Raw genomic sequence first — 15614 nt, forward strand, 5'->3', positions numbered from 1 at the left:
TGGGGCGCAGGCGGAAAATCAAGGCTAATTTAGTGCCGGATTTCGATGCGTTCCCAAGGGGGCGCCGGCAGGGGCGCCAGAGAAATTTATAATGCCGGGCTAACCGGACTATCGTACATGCCTGATTCATCTCGCCCGCGGGCGCCCAAAGCGGCTTCCCCGGGGGCCCCCGACGCGCCTGCCGCCCCGGCCGAGGCCGCCCGCGCGCCCCGCCGGCCCGCAAGGCCAGCGTCCGCCGAACGTCCTGAACGTCCTGCGCGCGTAGAGCGCCCCGAACGTCCCGAGCGTCCCGAGCGGCCTGCCCGCGCGGAGCGCCCCGCACGCCCCGAGCGGCCGCCGCGCGCGGATCGCCCCGAGCGGCCGATTCCTGCCGTGAATTACCCCGAAGACCTGCCCGTCAGTGCGCGGCGGCAGGAGATCGCGCGTGCGATCGCGGGCCATCAGGTTGTGATCGTCAGCGGGGAAACCGGCTCGGGCAAAACCACGCAGCTGCCCAAGATCTGCCTGGAGCTGGGCCGGGGCCGTCAGAAGATGATTGGCCATACCCAGCCCCGACGCCTGGCCGCCACCTCGGTCGCCAAGCGCATTGCCGAAGAGCTGAACACGCCCCTGGGCGAAGTGGTGGGCTACCAGGTGCGCTTTAACGACCGCACCGGCCCCAACGCGTCCATCAAGCTGATGACCGACGGTATCTTGCTGGCCGAGTCGCAGCGCGATCCGCTTTTGCGCCGCTACGACACCATCATCATCGACGAGGCGCACGAACGTAGCCTGAACATCGATTTCCTGCTGGGCTATCTGAAGCAGCTGCTGCCGCGCCGCCCGGACCTGAAACTGATCATCACGTCGGCCACCATCGATGCCGACCGCTTTGCCAAGCACTTTGCCGCCTCGGAAGACAAGCCCGCCCCGGTCATCGAGGTGTCGGGCCGGCTGTACCCGGTGGAAGTGCGCTATCGCCCCGTGCGGGAAGAACCGGCCGAAGACGCCGCCGCGCCCGCCGCCAAGCCGGGCCGCGACCGCGAACGCATGTCGGGCGACGAAGAACGCGACCTGATCGACGCCATAGTCGACGCCGTGGACGAGTGCGCACGGCACGGCCCGGGCGACGTGCTGGTGTTCTTGCCCGGCGAGCGCGAGATCCGCGAATCCGCCGAAGCGCTGCGCAAGCGCCATCCGGCTGGCACCGAAGTGCTGCCGCTGTACGCGCGGCTATCGCAGGCCGAGCAGGAACAGATCTTCCACCCGCGCACGAATGCGCGGCGCATCGTGCTGGCCACCAACGTGGCCGAGACCTCGCTGACGGTGCCCGGCATCCGCTTCGTGGTCGATAGCGGGCTGGCGCGCATCAAGCGCTATTCGTGGCGCAACAAGGTTGAACAGCTGCGCATCGAGCCCATCAGCCGCGCGTCGGCCAACCAGCGCGCCGGCCGCTGCGGCCGCGTGGGGCCGGGCCTGTGCATCCGACTCTACGACGAGCTGGACTTCAATAACCGGGCGCCGTTCACCGACCCGGAAGTGCTGCGCTCGTCGCTGGCGTCCGTCATCCTGCGGATGAAGTCGCTGAAGCTGGACGATATCGAACAGTTTCCGTTCGTCGAGGCGCCGCCGGGCCGCGCGGTGGCCGACGGCTACCATCTGTTGCAAGAACTGGGCGCCATCGAACTGGCCTCCGCTTCCGACGACGAAGGCGAAGGCGAGGCGACCCGCACCGGCGCGTCGTTCGTGCTGACTGAAACCGGCCATGAACTGGCCAAGCTGCCGGTGGACCCGCGCATCGGCCGCATGATCCTGGCCGCGCGCGAACACCAATGCCTGGCCGAAATGCTGATCATCGCGTCGGCCCTGTCGGTGCAGGACGCGCGCGACCGCCCCATGCAAGAGCGCGAAGCCGCCGAGGCCGCGCACGCCAAGTTCGCCGATGACAAATCGGAGTTCATTTCTTTCCTGAAGTTGTGGCGCTGGTATGGCGAACAGGTGCAGCACAAGGCGTCCCAGCGCAAGCTGGTGGGCTTGTTGCGGCAGAACTTCCTGTCGCCGATCCGGCTGCGCGAATGGCACGACGTGCACACGCAACTGGCCGCGCTGGTGGGCGAGCAGGGCTGGCGCGTGAACCAGGCGGAAGCCACCTACGAACAGCTGCATCTGGCGCTGCTGTCCGGCCTGTTGGGCAATATCGGCTTCAAAAGCGATGAAGGCGGCCACTATCAGGGCGCGCGCGAAATCCGCTTCCACATCCACCCGGGCTCGCGCCTGGTCAAGAAGGCCGGCCGCTGGATCATGGCGGCTGAATTGGTCGAGACCACGCGCCTGTATGCGCGCTGCGTGGCGCGGATCGACCCCGTGTGGCTGGAAAAGGTGGGCGCCCACCTGATTCGCAAGAATTGGTCGGACCCGCGTTGGGAAAAGAAGGCCGGGCAGGTGGTGGCCAATGAACGCGCCACGCTGTACGGCCTGACGATCTACACGGGCCGACGCATTCAATACGGGCGCGTCAACCCGACGCAGGCGCGCGAACTCTTTATCCGCCAGGCGCTGGTGCCCGGCGAGATCGACACGCGCCTGCCGTTCGTGGCGCACAACCGCAAGCTGATCGCCGGCATCGAAAAGCTGGAACATCAGACGCGTCGCCCCGACATTCTGGTGGACGACGAACTGATCTTCGCCTTCTACGACCGCCAACTGCCGGCGGATATCTCGCAGACGGCCACGCTGGAAAAGTGGGTGTCCAGCCTGGACAAGGCCGCCGCCGCCAAGCTGATGCTGACGCGCGACGAGCTCATGCGCCACGAAGCCGCGGGCGTCACCACCGATGTCTTCCCCAAAAAGGTGGAATGGCAGGGCGTGACGATGGCGCTGGACTATCACTTCGAGCCCGGTTCCCCGCGCGACGGCGTGACCCTGTCGGTGCCCTTGTTTGCGTTGAACCAGATCGACCCGGCGCGCTGCGAATGGCTCGTGCCCGGCATGCTCAAGGAAAAGGTCCACCTGCTGTTGAAGTCGTTGCCGCAAAAGCTGCGTCGCCATTGCGTGCCGTTGCCTGACTACGCGGCCGGCTTTTACGACCGCTGGTTTGAACGCCAGGCCGATCCGCAGCAAGGCTTGGTGGAGGCCATCATTGCCGACATGTGGGACCAGGTGCAGGTGCGTCCGGCCGTGGGCGACTTCAAGCTGGAAACCTTGCCCGCGCACTTGTTCATGAACTTCCGCGTGGTGGACGAACACGGTCGCATGCTGGCGGCCGGGCGCAACCTGGCGCAGTTGCGGGCTGAATTCGGCAAGCAGGCGCAGGCCACGTTCCAGCAACTGGCCGCCAGCGATACGCAGGTGGCCCAGGCGCTGGCGCACGAAAACCTGACGACGTGGTCGTTCGGCCCCTTGCCGGAAATCATGGAGATCAAGCGGCGTGGCCAGTCGGTGATCGGCTATCCCGCGCTGGTGGATCGCGGCACGCATTGCGACCTGGACGTTTTCGACGACCCTGACGAGGCGCGCAAGCATCACCGCGCCGGCCTGCTGCGGCTGTTCCGTCTGGGCCTGCGCGAGCAGGTCAAGTTCCTGGAAAAGAACCTGGCCGACCTGACCAAGATCAGCATGCTGTACATGACGCTGGGCACGCAGGAAGAATTGCGCGACCAGATCATCGACTGCGCGCTGGGCCAGGCCTGCCTGGCCGAACCCTGGCCGGTGAACGAGCAGCAGTTCGATGCACGCCGCGCGGAAGGCAAGGGCAGGCTGGGGCTGTTGGCCCAGGAGGTTGCGCGGCTGGCCGGCGCGGTGCTGACCGAGTACGCCGCCGTGCAGCGCAAGCTGCCGCAAGCCAAGCCGCACGCGTCCGCCTACGCCGACCTGCAACAGCAATTAAGCGCGCTGATGCCCAAGTGGTTCATCCGCGACACGCCTTATGCCCAGTTGTCGCACTACCCGCGTTACCTGAAGGCCGCCGTGGCGCGTATCGACAAGCTGCGTGCCGACCCGGCGCGCGACGCCAAGCTGGTGGCCGAAATGGCGCCGCTGCTGACGCAATATCAGCGGGCACGGTCGGCGCTGAAGGGGGCGCCGGACCCGCGCCTGGACGAGTTCCGGTGGTTGCTTGAGGAATTGCGGGTGGCGTTGTTTGCCCAAGAGCTGCGCACGCCGATGCCGGTTTCGGTAAAGCGGCTGATGAAAAGCTGGGAATCGCTCAAGCGCTGAGGCTGGCTTGAGGGGGGCTTGAGAGGGGCGGGTGGCGCGGGCCACCCGCCGATAGCGTCTGGCCTTACAGGGCGATAAAGCCCACGATCACCAGCGCAATCAAGCCGTACTTGGTGGCCTTGTAGACCGTGCGGTTCCAGTTCTTGAACGCCTTGCGCTTTTGGTCGATGACCCAGTGCGCATGCGTCAGCCGGTTGATGGCGCCGGTTTGGTCGCCGCCGTCGTTGGGCGAGCTGGCCGCCGACATCACCACGCGCCCGAACCAGCGGTTGAATGCTTCGGCCCAGCGCCATTTCAGCGGCCGTTCGACGTCGCAGAACAGAATGATGCGGTTTTGTTCCGAGTGGTTGTAGGCTTCGTGCACGTAGGTTTCGTCGAACACGACGCTTTCGCCGTCGCGCCAGCTATAGGATTCGCCGTCGACGATGATGTGGCAGCGGTCATCGTTCGGGGTGACCAGACCCAGGTGATAGCGCAGCGAGCCGGCGAACGGATCGCGATGCGGGTTCAACTGGCCGCCCGGGGGCAGCTCGGCGAACATGGCGGCCTTGACCTTGGGCAGCGTTTTCAGGATGGCAACGGTTTTGGGGCAGAGCTCTTCGGCGGACGGGTGGCGGGCGTCATACCACTTCAGGTAGAACCGCTTCCAGCCGTATTTGAAGAAAGAATTGAAGCCGATGTCGTTATGGGCGTCCGCGGCCCGGATGCGCTGCATTTCCGCCATTTGCACGGCTTCGTCGCGTATCGTCTCCCAGTTGTCGTCCAGCACCTTCAGCTCGGCAATTTCGCTGGTCGTCAGGTACGGGGTGGGAGGCACGCGCGAGGCCAGCACCATGAAGGCATTGACGGGGGCGAGCAGCACCGAGTGGTCCAGCAGTTGCCGGCCCAGCGGCAGTTTGACTCGGCCTCGGAAGTGGGCGAACAGGATGGCGGCGAGCCAGATCCCGGGGATTAACCATTTCATACTTGAACGTCGTCCTGCGGCAGATAGGTCAGATCGACCTCGTATTGTTACACAAGCTTCCTGAGGTTCGCCTGACGGGTCCCTTCAGTTTCCATGCGGCGCCACGCTCAAAATTCCGGACGCAAGGGCTTGGACCGTGATCCCTGGGTACAATTCCCGCTATGTCCGAAGCCGTAACAAACCCGACCCCTTTTGTGCACCTGCGCGTCCACTCCGAGTTCTCGGTGGTGGACGGTATTGTTCGCATCCCCGACCTGATCAAGCGCGTGGCCAAGCTGGGCCAGCCCGCCGTGGCGCTGACCGATCTGTCCAACCTTTTTGGCCTGATCAAGTTCTATAAAGGCGCGCGCGGCGCGGGGGTCAAACCCATCGCCGGCTGTGACGTCTGGTTAAGCAACGACGATGACCCGGGCAAGCCATTCCGGCTGTTGTTGCTGGTGCGCAACCATCAGGGTTACCTGAATCTTTGCGAGCTGCTGTCCAAGGCGTTTCTGACGAACCAGGGCAAGGGGCGTGCCGAAATCCGCCGCGAATGGCTGCAAGGCCAGCAGGGCCTGATCGCGCTGTCGGGCGGCCGCATGGGCGACGTGGGCCAGGCGCTGGACGCCGGCAACGCCGTGTCGGCGCTGGCGCTGGCGCGCCAGTGGGCGCACCTGTTTCCGGGCAGCTACTACATTGAATTGCAGCGCGCGGGCATGGACGGCGACGAAGCCTACACGCAGGCCGCCATGCGCCTGGCGGGCGAAGCCGGGCTGCCCGTGGTGGCCACCCACCCGGTGCAATTCCTGGACGAATATGAATTCCAGGCGCACGAGGCCCGCGTCTGCATCGCCGAAGGCGAAATCCTGGCCAACCCGCGCCGCGTGCGCCGGTTCACCAAAGAGCAATATTTGCTCAGTTCGGAAGAAATGGCGCGGCGCTTTGCCGACGTGCCCTCGGCGCTGGCCAACACGGTTGAAATCGCCAAGCGCTGCAACCTGAGCCTGGTGCTGGGCAAGCCGCGCCTGCCCAACTTCCCCACGCCCGACGGCGTGACGCTGGACGACTACCTGGTTCAGTTGTCGGAAGAGGGCCTGGAAAAGCGCATGGCGTTCCTGTTTCCCGACGAAGCCGAACGCGAAGCCAAGCGCGAGCAGTACTACGAGCGCCTGCGCTGGGAATGCAAGACCATCATCCAGATGGGGTTTCCGGGCTACTTCCTGATCGTTCAAGACTTCATCAACTGGGGCAAGAACAACGGCGTGCCCGTCGGACCCGGCCGGGGCTCGGGCGCGGGTTCGTTGGTGGCCTACGCGCTGGGCATCACCGACCTGGACCCCATCCGCTATGACTTGCTGTTCGAGCGCTTCCTGAATCCCGAGCGGGTCTCCATGCCCGACTTCGATATCGACTTCTGCCAGGACAACCGCGAACGCGTCATTGACTACGTCAAGGAAAAATACGGCCGCGCCGCCGTCAGCCAGATCGCCACGTTCGGTACGCTGGGCGCCAAGGCCGTGGTGCGCGACGCCGGCCGCGTGCTGGACATGCCCTATATGTTCTGCGACGGGCTGTCCAAACTGATCCCGTTCAACCCGATGGATCCGTGGTCCCTGGAACGCACCCTGAAGGACGAACCGGCCTTCAAGGACCGCTACGAACAGGAAGAGGAAGTGCGCGCGCTGGTCGATCTGGCCAAGCCGCTGGAAGGCCTGACCCGCAACATCGGCATGCACGCGGGCGGCGTGTTGATCGCGCCGGGCAAGCTCACGGATTTCTGCCCGCTGTATTGCCAGCCGGGGCAGGAAAACAGCGCCGTCTCGCAGTTCGACAAAGACGACGTCGAAGCCGCCGGCCTGGTCAAGTTCGACTTTCTGGGCCTGCGCAACCTGACCATCCTGGATTGGGCCGTGCGCTACGTGCGCCAGTTCAACGAGGACAAGCGCGACTTCGACGTCATGGCGCTGGAACTGGACGACCCGGCCGCCTACAAGATCCTGTGCGACGCCAACACCACCGCCGTGTTCCAGCTGGAATCGCGCGGCATGAAAGAGCTGCTGAAGAAGCTGCGGCCGAACACGTTCGAAGACATTATCGCCATGCTGGCCCTGTATCGTCCGGGGCCGCTGGAATCGGGCATGGTGGACGACTTCGTCAACCGCAAGCACGGCCGTGCCGCGGTGGACTACTTCCACAACGATCTGGAAGGCACGCTGAAAAGCACCTACGGGGTCATCGTCTACCAAGAACAGGTGATGCTGATCTCGCAGATCATCGGCGGCTATTCGCTAGGCGGCGCCGACCTGCTGCGCCGCGCCATGGGCAAGAAAAAGCCCGAGGAAATGGCCAAGCACCGCGAATTGTTCGAGCAAGGCGCCAAGGAAAAGGGCCACGACCCGGACCTGGCCGTCAAGCTGTTCGACCTGATGGAAAAGTTTGCGGGATACGGCTTTAACAAGTCGCACTCGGCAGCCTATGCACTGATCTCGTACCAGACCGCGTGGCTCAAGGCTTATCACCCGACGGAGTTTTTGGCCGCCACCATGTCGTCCGATATGGACGACACGGACAAGGTCCAGATTTTCTGTCGCGACGCCCAGGACAACGGCGTTGAAGTGTTGCCGCCCGATGTCAATTTTTCGGGCTACCGCTTCGAACCCGTCAAGGACAAGTACACCGAAAAAGGCAAGCCGCCGCGCACCATGCGCTACGGCCTGGGCGCCGTCAAGGGCACGGGGCAGGGCGCGGTCGAAGACATCCTGCGCGCGCGCAAGGAAGGCGGCCCGTTCCTGAACCTGTTCGATTTCTGCCGCCGTGTGGGCAAGCAGGCCGTCAACCGCCGCACTATCGAAGCGCTGATCAAGGCCGGCGCGTTCGACACCATCGAACCGAACCGCGCGGCGATGCTGGCCTCGGTGCCTACGGCGATGGAAGCGGCCGAACAGGCCGCCCGCAGCGCCAACCAGGCATCGCTGTTCGGCGACGACAGCAGCGACGTGGTCGCGGGCGAACTGGCCAAGGTCGCGCCGTGGGACCTGCACAAGAAGCTGACGGAAGAAAAATCCGCGCTGGGCTACTACTACAGCGGCCACCTGTTTGACGCCTGGCGCGACGAAGTGCGCCGCATCGTGCCGATGCAGCTGGCGCGGGTGGAGCCGCAGCGCGACCTGCAATGGATGTGCGGCGTGCTGGCCAGCGTGCGGGTCATGATGACGCGGCGAGGCAAGATGGTGTTTGCCGTGCTGGATGACGGCACCGCGCAGGTCGAGATCTCGGTGTTCAACGAGCTCTACGAAAAGCATCGCAACCGCTTGCGCGAAGACCAGCTGGTCATCGTGCAAGGCAAGGTCAGCAACGACGATTACTCAGGCGGCATGCGCATCGTTGCCGAACAACTGTACGACTTGCAACTGGCCCGCGAAGCACGCGCCAAATCGCTGCGGGTCAAGCTGAACGGCACGGCGGACGCGGCGCGTTTGCGCCAGATGCTGAACCCGTTCCGCGCCGAACCGGAAAACGGTATCCCGGGCGTGCCCGTCGATATCGTCTATACCAAGAACAATTTTCTATGCACAGTGCGGCTGGGCGAAGAATGGCGCGTCCGCATGGCCGACACGCTACTTGAAAACCTGAACGCCTGGACCAAACCCGATGGAGTTGAGGTGACCTATTGATGCGAAGCCTGCGTATCGTGCATTCGGAAGCGGCTACCAGTTTCGGTGGCCAGGAAGGGCGAATCTTCAAGGAAATGACGGCCATGCGCGCGCGTGGTCACCATGTTGAAGCCATCGTCCAATCGCGGGCAATGCTGGTCGAACGTCTGACGGATGCCGGTTTTACCGTGCATAAAGTCGATATGGACGGGCCGGTGAATTACTTCAAGGGCGTGGCGGCCGTGCGCCGTATCCTGCGCGAGGGGCGGTTCGACGTGCTCAATACGCACAGCCGGCGCGATACCGTCATTGCGGCAATGGCCGGCCGGCTGGTCGGTACGCCGCTGATCGTGCGCACGCGGCACCTGTCGAACAAGGTCGGTTCGATGTGGTCCTACACGTGGCTGCCGCATCGCGTGACGACCGTGAGCGACCACGTGCGCAAGTACCTGATCCAGCGCGGCGTGCCCGCCAACAAGATCGCCACCGTCTATTCGCCCATCGTGCTGCCGGCCCCCGTCGAACGGTCCACGTTGCGTGACGAACTGGGCTTGTCCGATGACGACGTGATCGTGGGCTGCGTGGCGGTCATGCGCGCCACCAAGGGCCACAAGGACCTCATCGACGCGATGGCGCCGCTGATGCAAAGCCGGCCCAAGCTGCACCTGGTGTTTGTGGGGGGCGGCTCGCCGGTGTTTGAGCAAACGCAGGAATACGTCGCCAAGCTGGGCTTGCAACACCGCATCCACCTGATGGGCATGCGGCGCGACGTGCCCAATCTGCTGGCCGGGTTCGACGTGTTCGCGCTGGCTACGCAGCAAGAGGCCTCGGGCACCGTCTACGTCGAAGCCCAGGCCAGCGGCCTGCCGGTGGTGGGCACCGATGTAGGCGGCGTATCCGAAATGTTCCGCAATGGCGAAACCGGCATCCTGGTCCCGCCCAAGAACCCGCAAGCCCTGGTCGACGCCTTGCAGCGCCTGATCGATGACCCGGCCCTGCGCCGCCAGATGGGCGACGCCGGCCGCAAGATGGTCTGGGAAGAAGCCGTGTTTTCGCCCGTGCGCCTGGCCGAAACCACCGAAGCCGTCTACCTGAAATGGTTGGCGGAACGCGCCGCATGAACGCGCCCAACGTCCCCGTGCTGATGTACCACCATGTCACCCCCGCGGGCGGCATGATCGCGGCGACGCCCGACGTGTTTGAAGCGCAGGTGTCGCGCCTGGCGCGCGCGGGTTATCAATCGCTGACGGCCGCGCAGTTTGCCGCCTACCTGGCGGGGCAGCCGGCGCCTGAGCGCTCGGTGCTGATCACCTTCGACGACGGCTATCTGAACAACTGGGTACACGCGCATCCGGTTCTGGCGCGCCACGGCATGCGCGCCGTGCTGTTCACCATCACGGGTTGGATCGGCGACGGCCCTGTGCGCGCGCACGCCGGTCAGGGCGGCGTGCTGCCGGCCACGCCCGACCACGACACCTGCAAGCAATGGGTGGCGGCCGGGCGGACGGACGACGCCATGCTGCGCTGGAGCGAAATCGAAGCGATGCAAGCGGCGGGCACGTTCGAGTTCCATTCGCACACGCATACGCACACGCGCTGGGACAAGGTCTGCGGCAACGATGTGGACGCCAAGCGCGAGCACATCGCCCGCGAGCTGCACGATTCCCGCCAGACGCTGGTGCAGCGTCTGGGCTCGGTCAGCAGCCACTTGTGCTGGCCGCAAGGCTACTTTGACGCCGACTACGTCGCCGCCGCGCGCCAGGCGGGTTTTGCGCACCTGTACACCACCGACCCTTTCGGGCAGAACACGCCCGGCGCGGACCCCGAACACATCTATCGCTTCGCCGTGCGCAATCAGGGCGGAAGCTGGCTAAACCGGCGCATCTGGTTGTCGCGCGACCCTTTTTGGGGCCCGCGTTACCACGCCTGGAAAGCCTGGAAAAAGCGTCTTAGGAATCGCGGATGAAGCTATCAGTCATCATCATCACCAAGAACGAAGCGGCCAACATCGCCGCCTGCCTGAAGTCCGTGTCCTTTGCCGACGAATTCATCGTGGTTGACTCGGGCAGCACCGACGGCACCGTCGAGCTGGCGCAGGCGCTGGGCGCGCGCGTCGAAGTCACGGCTGATTGGCCCGGCTTCGGCCCGCAGAAAAACCGCGCGCTGGACCTGGCCACGGGTGACTGGGTCTTGTCGATCGACGCCGATGAACGCGTGACGCCCGAACTGGCCCGCGAGATTCAGGACGTGCTGGCCAACCCGCGCGCCGATGCGTACGAGATTGCCCGTTTGTCCAATTTTTGCGGCAAGGACATTCGACATAGCGGCTGGTGGCCGGATTACGTGCTGCGCCTGTTCAAACGCGGCACGGCGCGCTTCACCGATGCCGCCGTGCACGAACGGGTGGTGCCGGCCAATGGCCATCCCTTGAAATTGCAGGGCTATTTCAACCACTATCCCTACGACAACCTGGACGCGCTGATCAACAAGGTCAATCGCTATTCGTCGGATGCCGCCGCCATGATGTACGCCAAGGGGCGCCGCACGTCGGTGTTCGGCGCGCTGGGCCACGGCTTCTGGACGTTCGTGCGCATCTACCTGATCCGGCGCGGTTTCCTGGATGGCCGGCACGGCCTGGTGCTGGCGGTGACGGCCGCGGCGGGCAGCTTCTTTCGCTATTCCAAGCTGATGTTCCTGGCCGAGAAGCAAAAGTGAAGATCCTGTACACGAACTTCCACGCGAACAACGGCGGGGGGCACGTCACCTACATCATCAATCTGGCGAAGGCGTTGGCGCGCGACCACGACATCACCGTGGCGGCGCCGCCCACCAGCCGGCTGTATCGCTACGCCCGCGCGATTCCCGGCGTGACGGTGGTGGACATGCTATACACGACGCGCCCCTCGTCCTGGTTCAAGGACCGCGCAAAGTTGCGCCGCCTGATCAAGACCGGGCGTTTCGACATCATTCACGCCAACGGTTCGGCCGATCACAAGCAGGTCATGCTGGCGACGCTGGGCATGGCGCGCCGGCCCCGCATCGTGTTTACCAAGCACAATGACCACCCGCTTTCCAGCTTTGGCCACAAGTTGCGCGTGGCGCTGGCCACGGACCACGGCATCGCCGTCAGCGATTACGTGCATGGACTGATGCAGCGCTCGCCCTACAGCAAGCGCCCCATCACCACGATACGCCACGGCGTTGACACTGAGTTCTTCGCACCGCCACCGCCCGAAAGTCTGGACAAGCTGCGTGCGCTGATCTTCGGGGAAGACTGGCAGGGCAAGCTGCTGCTGGGTAGCGCCGGCGGCACTGACTACGATAAGGGCTGGCTGGACCTGGTGGCCGCCGTGGCCGCGTTGCCGCCCGAAGACAAAGCGCGCGTGCAGCTGATGGTGGCGGGCGACCCGCCCAACGAAGCCAAGCTGGCTCGCGTGCGCGAGCTGGGCATGATCGACCAAGTGCGCTTTCCGGGCCTGCTGGACGACGTGCGCGCGTCGCTGGCGTCTTGCCACGCCGGCTTTGTCTTGTCGTATCGCGAAGCCCTGTCTTTCGCCTGCCGCGAGATCATGGCGCTGGGCCTGCCCGCGCTGGTGAGCGATGCCGGCGGCCTGCCGGAAAACGTGAATGACGGCGTCGACGGCTGGATCGTGCCGGTGCGGGACGTGCCCGCCATTACAGCCAAACTGCGTTTCATGCTGGACCATCCGGACACGGTGCGCGAGATGGGCGCGCGGGCGCGCGAAACCAGCTTGCGCGACTTCAATCTGCAACGTTTCGCGGCGGCCACAGTGGACGTCTACCAGCGTACGCTGGATGGACGTCGGGCTCTATAATCCGGTCCTATGTCTATTCCCATTCTCATGTACCACCAGATCGGCGAGCCCAATCCCAAGGGCACGCCGTTTCGTGGGCTGACGGTGCACCCCGACAGCTTCGCCCGCCAGATGCGCTGGATGCGTCGGCTGGGTTATCGCGGCTTGTCGATGCGCGACGTGATGCCCTATGTGCGCGGTGAACGGCAAGGCAAGGTATTCGGCATTACCTTTGACGACGGCTACCGCAACGTGCATCAGAACGCGATGCCGATCTTGAGCGAGCTGGGCTTTACCGCCACCAACTATTTTGTTGCGCGCCAATTCGACGGCGGCAACGTCTGGGACTTGCAAAAAGGCATTCCTTTTTCGGCCCTGATGACCGTGAACGAAATGCGCGAATGGGCGCAGGCCGGCAACGAAGTGGGCTCGCACACGCTGGACCATGTGCATCTGCCCGAGCTTGCGCCCGACGAGGCGCGCCGCCAGATCGTGGAATCCAAGGATGAACTGGAACAAGCGCTGGGCGCGCCGGTCACCGCGTTTTGCTACCCCTATGGCGACCACGGCCCCGAGCATCGCGCCATGGCCCGCGAGGCCGGCTACGACAACGCCACGCTGACCCAACGCGGCCTGGCCGCGGCCTCGGATGATCCCTTCGGCTTGCCGCGTGTGACGGTGGCGCGTTCCACCAACATCATCCGTTTCCTGCAGAAGTGCCTGACCCGGTATGAAGACACCCGCCGGCGCCGTTGAGCGGCGGCTTCGCATCGCGCTGCTCGTGGACCGTTTCGGTAACCGCTTCGGTGGCGCCGAGGCTTACGGCGTGGAGCTGATGCGGGTGCTGGGCGAGCGTCACGACGTGTCCGTCGTTGCGCGCGATTTTGATAGCGATCTGCCGTTCGAGTTTCTGCCCGTGCGGTTTCCCGGGTGGCTGCCCAGTTGGATGCGGGTGCTGTATTTTGCCTGGCGCGCCGATCGGCTGACGCGCGGCCGGTTCGACATCGTGCATTCACACATGAACGGCTGGGCAGGCGAAATCCAGGTCATGCACGTGACGCCGGTGCGTTATAACCGCGTGGCGCGAGTCAACCCGGTGCAGGGGTTCCGCGCGTGGCTCAGCCCGCGCCTGGCCACCTATCTGCTGCTGGAGAAGCTGCGCGTGCGCCAGTCGCCCACGCGTCATGTGGTGGCCGTGTCCGGGCTGATCATGGACCAGCTGCACCGCAGTTATGGCCCACAGCTGAAGGTGGACATCATCGCGCCGGGCGTCAAGCTGCCATCGCCTGATCTGGCGCTTCGCCGTGAAGCGACCCGCGCCCGTCTGGGCTGGGATGCCGACACCATCGGCTGCCTGCTGGTGGCAAGAAACCCGCTACGCAAGGGCCTGCCGGCGCTGCTGGACGCGCTGGCGCAACTGCCGGCGCAATACAAGCTGCTGGTGGTGGGCGCCGATGACGCGACCCGCGACCGCGTGCGCTCAGCGGGCGGCATTGCCCACCGCGTAACGTTGATCGACCCCACGCCAGAAGTGGCCCAGTATTTCAGCGCGGCGGATATCTATGCGCATCCCACCCTGAACGATAGCTACGGCATGGCGCCCTTGGAAGCCATGTCGCACGGTTTGCCCGTGGTGGTGAGCTCGCCGGCTTACTGCGGGTTTGCGCAATACCTGTCCGCGGGTAAAGACGCGCTGATCCTGCAAGACCCGCGCGACGGCGCACAGCTTGCACAGGCGCTGGAACGGCTGGGTTCGGAACCGGATCTGCGGGCGGCGTTGACCGAGCGCGGCCTGGCGATCGCGCGTGACCAAAGCTGGGAAACCGTGGCTGCGCGCTACGAGGCGCTATATGAAAAGGTGCTTGAAGCGCGGCAACAGGCTTGAAGCAGGGGATGCGTTCGATAGTTGGCGATTGACGGCCGGCGATTGACGGCGGGCGATTGACCGCCGGCCGTTGACGGTCAATGGCCGGGCGCGGTGGCGCGTTCCAGGTCCGCCAGCCATCGCACCGCGTGCTCGCGGTCCGGGCCGCACATCTCTTGCTGGGGTTGCAGCCCGCCACAGAAATCGGGGCGGGATGGCTGGCCGAAAATCGCGCAGCGCATGTCCGGCAGCAACTGAATACAGGGCACGCCGGCCGGCTTGCCCTGGGGCATGCCGGGAATCGGCCGAGTGATAGACGGGGCGATGCAGCATGCGCCGCAGCCCGCCCGGCAATCCAGGTGGGAAGCCGTCAGGCTCATACCCATCCGCGCAGCCAATAAACGAACAGGCCGGCGTATTCCTTGATGATGGAACGGCTGGCGTCGAAAGTGCGCTGGTCGGGCAGCCACGGCGACAGCGAACCGTCGGCCGGAGCGACGATTTGCGGCGGCGCGGGCGCGGCGATGGCTTCCACGCCTTGCTTGGAAAACGCCGCCATGGCGCGCGGCATGTGCAGCGCGGACGTCACCAGCAGCACCTTGGCGATGCCGCGCGATTTCAGCGCGTCTTCGGTCAAGGCCGCATTTTCGTAGGTGGTGCGGCTGCTGTTTTCCAGGATCAACGCCGATTCCGGTACCCCTTGCTGACGGATGGCATGCGCCATGCCGCGGGCTTCGCTGACGTCGCCTTCCAGCGCGCCACCGGACAATACGACCTTGGGCGCGCGTCCGGCCAGATACAGCTGGGCGGCCGTGTCCACGCGCACGACGGCGGTGTCTTTGTCATAGGGCAGGAACCAGTTGGCGCGTCCATTGGCGGTATTGCCGCCCAGCACGACGATGGCGTCGGCGGTGGGGGAGTCCGCGGGGGGCAAATGCGGATATCGGTTTTCAAGCGCGCCGCCCAGCCACAGCGAGGTCGCGGGCAGGGACCAGGCCAGCGCCCACAGCAAGCCCGCGGCGATGATGGCCGCGCCGGTCTTGCGCAGCCGGAACCATCCCAGCGCCAGACCGATGATGACCAGCGTCACGCACAAGTTGTAGGGAATGATCAGATTCGTAAGGTAGCTGGAAAAGGTCATGTCA

The 15614-nt window shown here is 64.9% G+C and carries 11 protein-coding genes; 8 read left to right on the forward strand and 3 right to left on the reverse strand.

Translation table 11 applies throughout. From position 1 onward, the window contains the following. Nucleotides 1-117 precede the first annotated feature (117 nt). On the forward strand, nt 118-4194 hold the full coding sequence (hrpA, locus tag DVB37_RS08125; protein ID WP_240434053.1) for an ATP-dependent RNA helicase HrpA: 4077 nt from the start codon (nt 118-120) through the stop codon (nt 4192-4194). A 64-nt stretch (nt 4195-4258) separates the two neighbouring features. Here hrpA and lpxO read toward each other — a convergent pair whose 3' ends face one another. Then, complete coding sequence (lpxO, locus tag DVB37_RS08130) at nt 4259-5158, reverse strand: lipid A hydroxylase LpxO (RefSeq protein ID WP_046807751.1); 900 nt, start codon at nt 5156-5158, stop codon at nt 4259-4261. 161 nt (nt 5159-5319) lie between these two features. Here lpxO and dnaE point away from each other — a divergent pair, with 161 nt between their 5' ends. Genes dnaE through DVB37_RS08165 form a run of 7 tightly spaced genes read left to right on the forward strand, consistent with a single transcriptional unit; the run spans nt 5320 to nt 14490 of the window. Further along, on the forward strand, nt 5320-8811 hold the full coding sequence (gene dnaE / locus DVB37_RS08135) for a DNA polymerase III subunit alpha (RefSeq protein WP_104143301.1): 3492 nt from the start codon (nt 5320-5322) through the stop codon (nt 8809-8811). After that, nucleotides 8811-9911 carry a glycosyltransferase family 4 protein gene (locus DVB37_RS08140; protein ID WP_046807753.1) on the forward strand — a complete coding sequence of 367 codons (1101 nt, stop codon included), beginning with the start codon at nt 8811-8813 and terminating at the stop codon, nt 9909-9911. Before dnaE ends, DVB37_RS08140 begins: the two co-directional genes overlap by 1 nt. Next, nucleotides 9908-10756 carry a polysaccharide deacetylase family protein gene (locus DVB37_RS08145; RefSeq protein WP_046807754.1) on the forward strand — a complete coding sequence of 283 codons (849 nt, stop codon included), beginning with the start codon at nt 9908-9910 and terminating at the stop codon, nt 10754-10756. The genes DVB37_RS08140 and DVB37_RS08145 overlap by 4 nt, the downstream gene beginning before the upstream one ends. Then, complete coding sequence (locus DVB37_RS08150; protein ID WP_120154573.1) at nt 10753-11505, forward strand: glycosyltransferase family 2 protein; 753 nt, start codon at nt 10753-10755, stop codon at nt 11503-11505. Before DVB37_RS08145 ends, DVB37_RS08150 begins: the two co-directional genes overlap by 4 nt. Then, the gene (locus tag DVB37_RS08155) at nt 11502-12626 is read left to right on the forward strand and encodes a glycosyltransferase family 4 protein (RefSeq protein WP_120154575.1); all 1125 of its coding nucleotides are present in this window, start codon (nt 11502-11504) and stop codon (nt 12624-12626) included. The genes DVB37_RS08150 and DVB37_RS08155 overlap by 4 nt, the downstream gene beginning before the upstream one ends. A gap of 9 nt (nt 12627-12635) precedes the next feature. Further along, on the forward strand, nt 12636-13361 hold the full coding sequence (locus tag DVB37_RS08160; protein ID WP_120154577.1) for a polysaccharide deacetylase family protein: 726 nt from the start codon (nt 12636-12638) through the stop codon (nt 13359-13361). Continuing rightward, nucleotides 13336-14490: a glycosyltransferase family 4 protein gene (locus DVB37_RS08165; RefSeq protein WP_120154579.1), complete on the forward strand. Its 1155-nt coding sequence runs from the start codon at nt 13336-13338 to the stop codon at nt 14488-14490. The genes DVB37_RS08160 and DVB37_RS08165 overlap by 26 nt, the downstream gene beginning before the upstream one ends. Before the next feature lie 77 nt (nt 14491-14567). Here the strand turns inward: DVB37_RS08165 and DVB37_RS08170 are convergent, their stop codons facing one another. Together DVB37_RS08170 and DVB37_RS08175 are read right to left on the reverse strand one after the other, a co-directional pair. Next, on the reverse strand, nt 14568-14849 hold the full coding sequence (locus DVB37_RS08170; protein ID WP_371683126.1) for a YkgJ family cysteine cluster protein: 282 nt from the start codon (nt 14847-14849) through the stop codon (nt 14568-14570). Then, nucleotides 14846-15610 carry a YdcF family protein gene (locus DVB37_RS08175; RefSeq protein WP_046807760.1) on the reverse strand — a complete coding sequence of 255 codons (765 nt, stop codon included), beginning with the start codon at nt 15608-15610 and terminating at the stop codon, nt 14846-14848. Before DVB37_RS08175 ends, DVB37_RS08170 begins: the two co-directional genes overlap by 4 nt. Nucleotides 15611-15614: the final 4 nt, after the last annotated feature.

The organism is Achromobacter sp. B7 (assembly GCF_003600685.1).
In the GTDB taxonomy this organism is placed as follows: Bacteria; Pseudomonadota; Gammaproteobacteria; order Burkholderiales; family Burkholderiaceae_B; genus Achromobacter; species Achromobacter spanius_B.